8 protein-coding genes are annotated in these 7,150 nt (G+C 59.0%); 7 read left to right on the plus strand and 1 reads right to left on the minus strand.

Going from position 1 to position 7,150, the window contains the following annotated elements:
- The first annotated feature begins 556 nt into the window (after positions 1 to 556).
- The 6 genes from WBV42_RS16345 to WBV42_RS16370 all read left to right on the plus strand — a co-directional run bounded on the left by WBV42_RS16345 (position 557) and on the right by WBV42_RS16370 (position 6,268).
- Complete coding sequence (locus WBV42_RS16345; RefSeq protein ID WP_423986963.1) at positions 557 to 1,345, plus strand: PQQ-binding-like beta-propeller repeat protein; 789 nt, start codon at positions 557 to 559, stop codon at positions 1,343 to 1,345.
- A 90-nt stretch (positions 1,346 to 1,435) separates the two neighbouring features.
- Positions 1,436 to 2,059, plus strand: a complete 624-nt coding sequence (locus WBV42_RS16350) for a CAP domain-containing protein (protein WP_423986964.1) — start codon at positions 1,436 to 1,438, stop codon at positions 2,057 to 2,059.
- A gap of 72 nt (positions 2,060 to 2,131) precedes the next feature.
- On the plus strand, positions 2,132 to 2,692 hold the full coding sequence (locus tag WBV42_RS16355) for a DUF7344 domain-containing protein (protein ID WP_423986965.1): 561 nt from the start codon (positions 2,132 to 2,134) through the stop codon (positions 2,690 to 2,692).
- A gap of 271 nt (positions 2,693 to 2,963) precedes the next feature.
- Positions 2,964 to 4,613, plus strand: coding sequence for a thermosome subunit beta (gene thsB, locus WBV42_RS16360; RefSeq protein WP_423986966.1), 1,650 nt, complete (start codon positions 2,964 to 2,966; stop codon positions 4,611 to 4,613).
- Between the two features lie 149 nt (positions 4,614 to 4,762).
- Complete coding sequence (locus WBV42_RS16365; protein WP_423986967.1) at positions 4,763 to 4,951, plus strand: hypothetical protein; 189 nt, start codon at positions 4,763 to 4,765, stop codon at positions 4,949 to 4,951.
- Positions 4,952 to 5,281: 330 nt separating this feature from the next.
- Positions 5,282 to 6,268: an ornithine cyclodeaminase family protein gene (locus WBV42_RS16370; RefSeq protein ID WP_423986968.1), complete on the plus strand. Its 987-nt coding sequence runs from the start codon at positions 5,282 to 5,284 to the stop codon at positions 6,266 to 6,268.
- Positions 6,269 to 6,326: 58 nt separating this feature from the next.
- Here WBV42_RS16370 and WBV42_RS16375 read toward each other — a convergent pair whose 3' ends face one another.
- Positions 6,327 to 6,554 carry a DUF7535 family protein gene (locus WBV42_RS16375; protein ID WP_423986969.1) on the minus strand — a complete coding sequence of 76 codons (228 nt, stop codon included), beginning with the start codon at positions 6,552 to 6,554 and terminating at the stop codon, positions 6,327 to 6,329.
- A 249-nt stretch (positions 6,555 to 6,803) separates the two neighbouring features.
- Between WBV42_RS16375 and WBV42_RS16380 the strand changes: the two genes are divergently transcribed.
- Positions 6,804 to 7,150 (plus strand): potassium channel family protein (locus WBV42_RS16380; protein ID WP_423986970.1); only part of this gene is annotated, 347 nt, incomplete at its 3' end.

The following is a 7,150-nucleotide window of genomic DNA, read 5'->3' on the forward strand; positions in this document are numbered from 1 at the left end:
CTCGGGAACAGGGACAGACGGCAACGAGCTCGAAGTTGATCCCGCGTCATTCTACTTTCGACCAAATTTTCTTCTTTGATTTTCAGAATTTCTAATTAGAGAAAACTTAATGCACAGGAATTAAAATCGCGAGACATGTCACCGAAAGCTCCCAACGTGACTCGTCGTCGTGTCCTCCTGACGACGGTAGGGTGTGTTTCTACACTCGCAGGCTGTAATTCTGCCAGTCTCTCCTTCACGGACGACGAATCGAAGAAAGACAAAGTGAAAGACCACAAGCCGCTCGACAGTCCGTGGCCGACGACAGGCGCAACACCACAGCGGACTGGAGTCGCTTCGGACGCACGGTTGCCACCAACTGATGCCGAAGCGACCCCGGCAATGAAGCGGGATGACCCCGCCTACGGGGGCATCGAAATGGCTCCAGTCGTCGCCGATGGAACCGCCTATGCGACGGCAGCGACAGGACACGTCATCGCCCGCGGCACGCACGAATGGACGGTGTCCGTTGATGCACCGGCCGGGTTGACACCGACAATCGCGGATGGCACGGTGTATGCACCCACTACGAGCGTATCCTCGCCCTCGACCCACAGGGGACGAACGATGGCAAACCGAGAACAAGGCTGTCAGCCGCGATATCGGCAATGCGGTTTCGACTGCGGCGAACGGGTCCGTCTTTCTCGGAACTGAGGACGTTACAGCGCTCGACCAAGGTACGGGGAAGGAGCAGTGGGTGGGCAAGTACCGGAAATCGACGACGACGTGGGGAATCGCCACGACTGGAAAACGCACGGTGGCGATTGCAGCGTTCGACGGCGAGAAGGGCACACTCGCCAGTTTTGGGTTAGATGGAACTCGTCAGTGGACGACTTCGATCGAAGTCAGCAACGAGCCACCACGTCCGACGATTGCGGATGGGACGGCGTACGTCGCGAACGGTGCGGGAACGCTCTACGCGGTAGCTCTCGAAAACGGGGCAGTCCAGTGGAAAGTCACGATTGACGATGGTGTGAAAACCGGTATCGCGGTCTACGACGGAACGGTGTTCGTGCCGGGCGGGGCTGACGGAACACTTCGCGCAATCGATGCGGGAGATGGAACGGTTCGGTGGACACAACACGTCGGACAGGCTGCGGCCCCGGGAGTCGTAGAGAAGCAACTACTCGTGAGTGGGACGGACGTTTCGGGACCGAAATCGGACGCCGGGGTTGCTGTATTTGATCCCGCCACAGGGGAAAAGAGACGGACGTACGCCGTCAATATTGCTGGTCCCTTTGCCGTCGGTGATGGGGCGATTTATGTTCGCCATGTCGATGATTCATCGCTGTGGACGATACGGTAGCAGACGTAGGCAGTGTCGCTCGGCAGGCGAGTGTGGATTGGGACGAACGAGGCCCGACATTCATCACACCGGGGGTTGAACAGCGAACGAATGCGTACGCGCTCGATCGTCCCGCTTTGCTTGGTCCTCCTCATCGTACTGTTCTCCGGGGCATACGTGGCTGGCTACCACGTCCCCGGCGAACGGACGCTCGATACGGCCCGCGGAGTACAGGTGGTGGACGTTCCACACGACCAGCCGAAACGGCTGACCGACCCGAACCGGACGCAGTTTCGTCGCTGGGTGGAGTTTTACGTCCATCGCGGTATCAACGAACAGCGAGCGGAACACGGACTCGCCCCGCTCGAATTCGACGGTGCGCTACGCGACATCGCGAGAGACCACAGTGTCGATATGGGGAAGGAAGGATACTTCGCGCACGTGTCGCCGTCGGGTGCCGACCCAAATGACCGCTATCGGCGGGCAGAGTACTACTGCCTTCGGGGTGCGGGGGAGAACATCGCGTACACCTACTTCAACCGGCGGGTTCGAACCGACAATGGGACTGTAGTGCGATATCGGACGGCGAAGGAACTCGCTCGTGGAATCGTTTCACAGTGGATGCACTCGCCGGAACACCGAAAGAACCTACTCTCCAAAAATTGGAAGCGAGAAGGCCTGGGAATCTATTATACTCGGGATGGAAGAATATATGCAACAGAAGACTTCTGCTAAATCGGTGCAAAAAATTAAATAGTTAGGGTCACCTCTCAAAAACGAACATTCGCCCGGTCGATAGACGACACAATGAACGAAGAAGCAGACGAGACGAAGGAGACGCCACTGTCGAGAGATATCATCTTTCAGATACTGAGCAATCAACGGCGACGATACGCACTTCACTACTTGCGACGCAGGGAAGAAGCGGCCGAAATCGGGGAGCTTGCGACGCAGATCGCGGCGTGGGAGAACGACGTCATCGTCGACGAAGTAACCTCACAACAACGCAAACGGGTGTACAACACGCTCCAACAGGCACATCTGCCGAAACTCAACGAGACGGGCTTTATCAACTACGACCCGGCACATGGTGACATCACGTTGACCGAGCGGGCCGAGCTCTTGAACACGTATCTCGAAATCGTTCCCGACAACGACCTCCCGTGGTCAGAGTACTACTTCGTTTTGGGCTGTATCAGCCTCGCACTGTTAACCGGGGCACAACTCGGTGCCGGACCGCTCGGTCTCGTACCGGTACTGTGGTGGGCACTCGGACTCGCCGTACTGGTGACGATTTCCGGCGGGGTCCACATGTACTACCATCGAAACCATCGTCTCGGTCACAGGGAAGTGCCACGAGAAAACTGATCGAGTGGACACCGGTGGAGGGACGTTCCGAGAAACGACGAGCGTCGAGACGTGAAAGGGGAGGTAGGGGTGAACCGCGCATCGGAGTATATAAATAGGAGTTTGAGAATCGGATTTTCATCGAGAGGCTCGTGTTAACTAGTATCGTGATTTTCGTCGTACCGACCGCCTTACGGCGATTTTCTGTTTCAAAATTCGATGGATGGATGTCCGCGAACGAGGCGGTGGATAAAGATTTATATAGAAGCACAAACATAGTCGCCATTGTACTATGAGTCAGCGCATGCAAGGTCAGCCGATGATCGTAATGTCCGAAGACTCCCAGCGAGTCAAGGACAAGGACGCGCAGGAACACAACATCACTGCGGCGCGAGCGGTGGCGGACGCCGTCCGCTCCACACTCGGTCCGAAAGGGATGGACAAGATGCTCGTCGATTCGATGGGCGACGTGACCATCACGAACGACGGTGTCACCATCCTCAAGGAGATGGACATCGACAACCCGACGGCCGAGATGATCATCGAAGTCGCCGAAACCCAAGAGGACGAAGCGGGTGACGGGACGACGACGGCCGTCGCGGTGACGGGTGAACTCCTCAAGAACGCACAGGACCTCCTCGAACAGGACATCCACCCGACGGCAGTCATCAAAGGCTTCCACCTCGCAAGCGAGAAAGCACGCGAGGAGATCGACAACATCGCGGACGAGGTCGACACTGACGACGAAGACCTCCTTCGCAAAGTCGCGGAAACCAGCATGACCGGCAAAGGTGCCGAACTCAACAAGGAAGTCCTGAGCCAGATCATCGTCGACGCGGTTCAGTCCGTCACCGTCGAAGAGACGGTCGACCTCGAATACGTCAACATCGAGACTCAGACCGGCCGCTCGGCTGGTGAGTCCGAACTGCTCGACGGCGCGGTCATCGACAAGGACCCCGTCCACGACAACATGCCGAGCTCCGTCGAGGACGCGAAAGTTCTCCTCCTCAACGAAGCCGTCGAAGTCGAGGAAACCGACGTCGACACCGAGATCTCCATCAACGACCCCGATCAGCTCAAGAACTTCCTCGACCGCGAGGAAGCACAGCTGAAGGAGAAGGTCGATCAGATCATCGACACGGGCGCGAACGTCGTCTTCTGCCAGAAGGGCATCGACGACCTCGCACAGCACTACCTCGCGAAGGAGGGCATTCTGGCCGTCCGACGCGCGAAGAAGAGCGACATCAAGTTCCTCCGAGAGGTTCTCAACACGAACATCGTCTCGGACCTCGACAGCGCGTCCGCGGACGACGTTGCAGAAGGTAGCGTCACCCGCGACGACAGCGACGAGCTGTTCTACGTCACGGGCGGCGAGAACTCCCACGGTGTCACGCTCCTCCTCCGCGGCTCCACCGACCACGTCGTCGACGAGCTCGAACGCGGCATCACGGACGCGCTGGACGTCGTGGCCCAGACCGTCAGTGACGGCCGAGTTGTCTCCGGTGGCGGTGCCATCGAAGTCGAACTCGCCTCCCGACTCCGCGACTACTCCGACAGCGTCGAGGGCCGCGAACAGTTGGCCGTCGAAGCGTTCGCCGACTCGCTCGAACTCGTCCCGCGCGTTCTCGCCGAGAACGCAGGACTGGACTCCATCGACACGCTCGTCGACCTCCGCGCGGAACACGAGGACGGCGAGAAACGCGCCGGCCTGAACGTCTTCAGCGGCGACGTCGAAGACACGTTCGAGGCAGGCATCGTCGAACCCGCACACGCCAAGGAGCAGGCACTCTCCAGTGCAACCGAGGCTGCGAACCTCGTGCTCAAAATAGACGACATCATCTCCGCCGGCGACCTCTCCACCGACAAGGGTGGCGACGAAGGCGGCGCACCCGGCGGCATGGGTGGCATGGGCGGCATGGGTGGTATGGGCGGCGCGATGTGAAGATAGGGCACTAACAACCTCTTCCATCCGGGCTTTGCCCCAACCGCACCCGAGGAATCGTCTATCGAACTCGAACCGATTTTTTGGACTCACGTCGGAAAGCAGTGGATAGCGGTGCATAGCGGGATCACTGTGGACTATGTTCGTTGATGACCGTCGTTTTCGTCAACCCCGGAAAAACGACCATCGAAAACGTCGCCGACTTCGGAACGTACGACCTGTCGATTGCCGTCGATGGGATGCCCAATCGGAGTCGAATCTGGCACGCGACGGACTGCAACCATCTCACGATAACGATACGGAAAGACAGCGTGAAATTCGCCGAGAAGACGTGCTGATTCGGGTCGGAATCCGGTTTCGTCGTCGCGGGGCGGTGAACCGTAATCAGGCAGATAGAAAATCGGCCACCGTCCGATTTTAACCCCGAGCGAACTGAGGAGTCGTCTCTTGAACTCGAATCGATTTTTGAATCCACGTCGAATAGGACTCGTTTTGCCGGAGGTTACTGCAAGCAAGCTAATGAATGTGAATCTCCTTCGAATACTTCCGAGATCAAGAATTCACACGATTCCCCCCGAAACATTCCTCAAATCAGCAGAGGAGACGACGATCGGGAGCAAAAATCGGTAAAAGATGGAACTAAGTGGGAACCACGTATCCCTCCAAATATGGAGACACTCCTGCTGAATCAGGATGCCGTAGACGAGAACACACAGATGCCCGAACTCATTCGGGCCATCGAGGACGCCTTCGCGGCGTACGCGACCGGGAACGCACAGATGCCCGCGAAGTCCTACATCGACCTGCCGCAGTACAACGGCGACTTCCGGTCGATGCCCGCCTATCTGGACGCGGACGGTTGGGACGCGGCCGGAATCAAGTGGGTCAACGTCCACCCCGACAACCGCGATAGTTTCGACCTGCCGACCGTCATGGGGACGATGATCTACAGCGACCCCGAGACGGCCTACCCGCTCGCCATCATGGACGGGACGGAACTCACGATGAAGCGCACGGGCGCGGCCGCTGCCGTCGCGACGGACCACCTCGCCGTCGAGGATGCGACGAGCATGGGTCTGGTCGGCGCTGGCGTCCAGTCGTACACCCAGTTGGAAGCCATCTCGAAGATTCGCCCCATCGAGGAAGTCGTCATCAGCGACCTGGACGAGGAAGCGGTCGCGGACTTCATCGACTACTTCGACGACGAGTTCGACGTTCGCGCCGGATCGATTTCGGAAGCGGCGTCCTGTGACATCCTCTCGACCGTGACGCCGGTCGAATCCCCCATCGTCTCGGCCGACGCCGTCGGCGAGCACACCCACATCAACGCGATGGGTGCCGACGCGGAAGGCAAACACGAGATCGCGGACGAGGTGCTGTTGAACGCGAAACTCGTCATCGACGACCACGCCCAGACCACCCACTCGGGCGAGATCAACGTCCCGTACAACGAGGGAACCCTCACGGACGACGACATCCACGGCGACATCGGCGACATCGTGATCGGCGACTTGGAGGGCCGCACCGGAGACGACGGCGTCACCGTCTTCGACAGCACCGGACTGGCGATTCAGGACGTTGCCGCCGCACACGTCGTCTACGAGCACGCGAACGAGAACGACAACGGCTACCCGTTCGACCTTCTCGGCGTCTGATTCAGGGATCCGAACTGGATTGAAGCGGGCCGTTTTTTGGTGATTTCAACCCCAGTGGCTACTCCTCGTCGCCGACCGGTGCCCGCGTCGTGAGTTCGTCGGTCAGCTTCGAGATGACCCAGACGATGATCAGGAACGGCAGCAGCGGGATCAACAGGACGAGCAGGCCGAGAAAGATACCCGCGCCGATGGTGTTCATCTCCCTGTCCGAATGACCGTAGTAGGGCGGCGTGGCGGTTCGCACGACCTTCGTGACCGGATGGTCTTCCGACTCCTCCTGACTCATGGGAGAAAGAAGGCGGGAAAAATGATAAACATTCGCACGACACGAACGCATTGCGCGTTCGATCCGGATTCGATCGATCGGTGACGATGGAGTTCCAGTGGAAACCACGGGGTAGTGAACACGACGAGTACATCGCGGACGATCATCGTACGAGTGCCAAACGGCGTTCGAGGACGAACACGGGACTCGACGAACGGTTCCTGTTGCAACCAGCGAACGTTTTTACGGGAGAGCGACCAACGTCGGACTATGGAACCCGCGAGCGGCGACGTGGAGTACGAACCACGCAGTGTGAAGGAGGTTTTGGCGGAGATGAAGGACACGGCGGAACTTCTGATCGACCTCTCGTACTCCGCGGTCCTCCACGGCAGTGACGACATCGCCGAGGAGGTGCTCGCGCTCGAAGGGAAGATGGACGTGCTTCAGTTGCAGGCGCGGATGAGCCTGCTCATGGCCGCCAGAAGTCCGGAAGACGCCGAGGAACTCGCACCCGTCCTCGGCGTCGTCGGAGCCGCGGAGAAAATCGCCGACGCGGCGGGCGACATCGCGAAGGTGGTGTTGGAGGATATCGGTCTCCCGCAGGCGATGCGGGCGAC

The organism is Haladaptatus sp., assembly GCF_049589095.1.
GTDB lineage: Archaea > Halobacteriota > Halobacteria > Halobacteriales > Haladaptataceae > Haladaptatus.

What these genes read in the sequence shown, in the direction of transcription:
- WBV42_RS16345 (WP_423986963.1), top strand. Translation starts at nt 557, where the DNA reads ATGCACCCACTACGAGCGTATCCTCGCCCTCGACCCACAGGGGACGAA.
- WBV42_RS16370 (WP_423986968.1), top strand. Translation starts at nt 5,282, where the DNA reads ATGGAGACACTCCTGCTGAATCAGGATGCCGTAGACGAGAACACACAG.
- WBV42_RS16350 (WP_423986964.1), top strand. Translation starts at nt 1,436, where the DNA reads ATGCGTACGCGCTCGATCGTCCCGCTTTGCTTGGTCCTCCTCATCGTA.
- WBV42_RS16355 (WP_423986965.1), top strand. Translation starts at nt 2,132, where the DNA reads ATGAACGAAGAAGCAGACGAGACGAAGGAGACGCCACTGTCGAGAGAT.
- WBV42_RS16375 (WP_423986969.1), bottom strand. Translation starts at nt 6,554, where the DNA reads ATGAGTCAGGAGGAGTCGGAAGACCATCCGGTCACGAAGGTCGTGCGA.
- thsB (WP_423986966.1), top strand. Translation starts at nt 2,964, where the DNA reads ATGAGTCAGCGCATGCAAGGTCAGCCGATGATCGTAATGTCCGAAGAC.
- WBV42_RS16365 (WP_423986967.1), top strand. Translation starts at nt 4,763, where the DNA reads ATGACCGTCGTTTTCGTCAACCCCGGAAAAACGACCATCGAAAACGTC.